Source organism: Paraconexibacter sp., assembly GCF_059438195.1.
Genome location: NZ_JBLKKY010000142.1, coordinates 1 through 1,888, shown reverse-complemented (window position 1 = coordinate 1,888; position 1,888 = coordinate 1). Strand labels below are relative to the sequence as shown.

3 protein-coding genes are annotated in these 1,888 nt (G+C 73.0%); 1 reads left to right on the top strand and 2 read right to left on the bottom strand.

Annotated elements, in window-relative coordinates; all coding sequences use genetic code 11:
* Positions 1 to 651, bottom strand: a 651-nt coding sequence (locus ACME2J_RS22260; protein ID WP_495547137.1) for an acyl-CoA dehydrogenase family protein, incomplete at its 3' end; no start/stop codon positions are given.
* 264 nt (positions 652 to 915) lie between these two features.
* Positions 916 to 1,053 (bottom strand): hypothetical protein, encoded by a 138-nt coding sequence (locus ACME2J_RS22255; protein ID WP_495547136.1) that lies wholly within the window; start codon positions 1,051 to 1,053, stop codon positions 916 to 918.
* Positions 1,054 to 1,072: 19 nt separating this feature from the next.
* On the opposite strand from ACME2J_RS22255, the gene ACME2J_RS22250 reads away from it, so the two are divergent.
* Positions 1,073 to 1,507, top strand: coding sequence for a hypothetical protein (locus ACME2J_RS22250; protein ID WP_495547135.1), 435 nt, complete (start codon positions 1,073 to 1,075; stop codon positions 1,505 to 1,507).
* Positions 1,508 to 1,888 lie beyond the last annotated feature (381 nt).

Genomic DNA, 1,888 nt, shown 5'->3' with positions numbered 1-1,888 from the left:
CTCGGTGTCGTTGAAGGTGATGGTCGCGGTGTTCGAGGCCCGCTGACCCATCTTGTCCTCCTTCTTGTCCACGATCACCGTGTCGTCCTTGCGGACGAGGAAGGCGGAGATGCCGCGGTGGCCGGCGTCCGGGTCGGTCTTCGCGTAGACCGTGAACCAGTCGGCGTAGCCGCCGTTGGTGATGAAGCACTTCGACCCGTTGAGGACGTACTTGTCGCCGACCTTCTTCGCGCGGGTGCGCATGCCGGAGACGTCGGAGCCGGCGTCGGGCTCGGTGAGGCAGAACGAGGCGAGGTGCCCCTCCTGCGTGAGGGCGGCGCCGTACTCCTTCTTGACCTCCTCGGAGGCGCCGAGGAACACCGGCGCTGCGGCGAGGCCGTTGCAGCCGAGCGACGTCTGGACGCCCGAGCAGCCCCACGACAGCTCCTCCTCGATGATGCAGCCGTCGAGGTAGGAGAGGCCGGGGCCGCCGTACTCCTCGGCGACGTGGGTGTTCATGAGGCCGACCTCGAACGCCTTGTCGATGATGGCCCGCGGGAAGGTCCCGTCCTTGTCCAGCTCCCAGGCGACGGGGCGGATCTCCTTCTCCGCGAAGTCGTGCGCGAGCTCGCGGAGGTTCTTCTGCTCGTCGGTCAGAGTGAAGTCGACCACTGTCTGCTTCTCCTGTCGAAGGAAGGGGTGTCGCGGCCGGATGCGGTCCGCGCGGGGCTGCGTTCGACCAGCTCGCGCATGCACGCGATTGACTGGTCAGTCAACGTACCTCCGAAGCGTAGCGCGGTTGCACCAGCGGTCAAGCGGGAGCGGACGCTCACGCCCCGGCGCCGGCCGAGGGTCACCGCGTCCGAGCGGCCGGGTGCGCCGCCCCCGGCCGGGACCCGCCGAGCATCGCGGCGGGCGAGAACCGGCGGCCGCGGCTCAGGCCGCGACGACGAGGACGACGAGCGCGACGCCGCCGAGGACGACGAGCGCCGTCACGAGGACGAGCCCCCACTGCTCCGGGAAGACCGCGGGGCGCCCCGGAGCGAAGGTCCGGCGCCGCAGCCGTCTCCACATGGTCCAGACTCTACGGGGCGTGCAAGAGGCCTTCGGCATCGTCATCTGGATCGTCGTCGGCGCCGGCGCCGTCATCGCCGTCCTCACGTTCGCGACGTCCTCGCGCGAGTACGAGCGCATCGGGCGCGGAGGCCTGTCGATCGACGAGGACGACCGACCCGTCCGGCCGCCCGGCGGTCCGGCGTCGGCGTCCACCGAGGCCGAGCGCGTCGATGAGATCCGCCAGATGCTCGAAGGACGCAACGCACGCCGCGCCGCACGCGGCGAGCCCGCGGTGGATGTCGAGGCCGAGCTCGCCGCGCTGCTGCGGCCGAGCATCGACCCGTCGCTCGCCGCCGAGGTGCGCGAGCTCGTCGAGGCCCGCAACGCGCGGCGCATCCGCCGCGGCGAGGAGCCGCTCGACGTCGAGGCCGAGGTCGCCCGGCAGCTGCGCGACCTCGGCGACGACGCCTGAGCGCGGCGTTCCCCGGACGGTCACACGCGGGCGCCGAACCCGCGAATCGGCCCGTCCGCACGGACGACGGTGCTGCTCGGGGAAGGCCGCTTCTTCCTCCGCGCCCGGCACGGGCCGGTCCTCGCCGGCCTCCGCGATGCGTGGCCGGGCGACGTCCGGAGAGGACGCCGCCCGGGGGTCGCCGCGTGACCGCCCCGAGGCGACGCCGTCCTACGGGGCGAGCGCCTCGGCGCACTTCTGGACCTCTCGGAGGTCCGTGCCCGCCGCCTCGACGCACTGGAGGTACTCGGGGTTCGCGGCCGGGGCCGCCGGCGCCGGCGCCGGCGCACCGCCGGAGGCCCCGCCGGCTGAGGCCGCTCGGACATGCACCCTCCCGGAGAA

Excerpts from the sequence above, each read along its gene's own strand:
- ACME2J_RS22255 (WP_495547136.1), bottom strand. The coding sequence starts at position 1,053 with ATGTGGAGACGGCTGCGGCGCCGGACCTTCGCTCCGGGGCGCCCCGCG.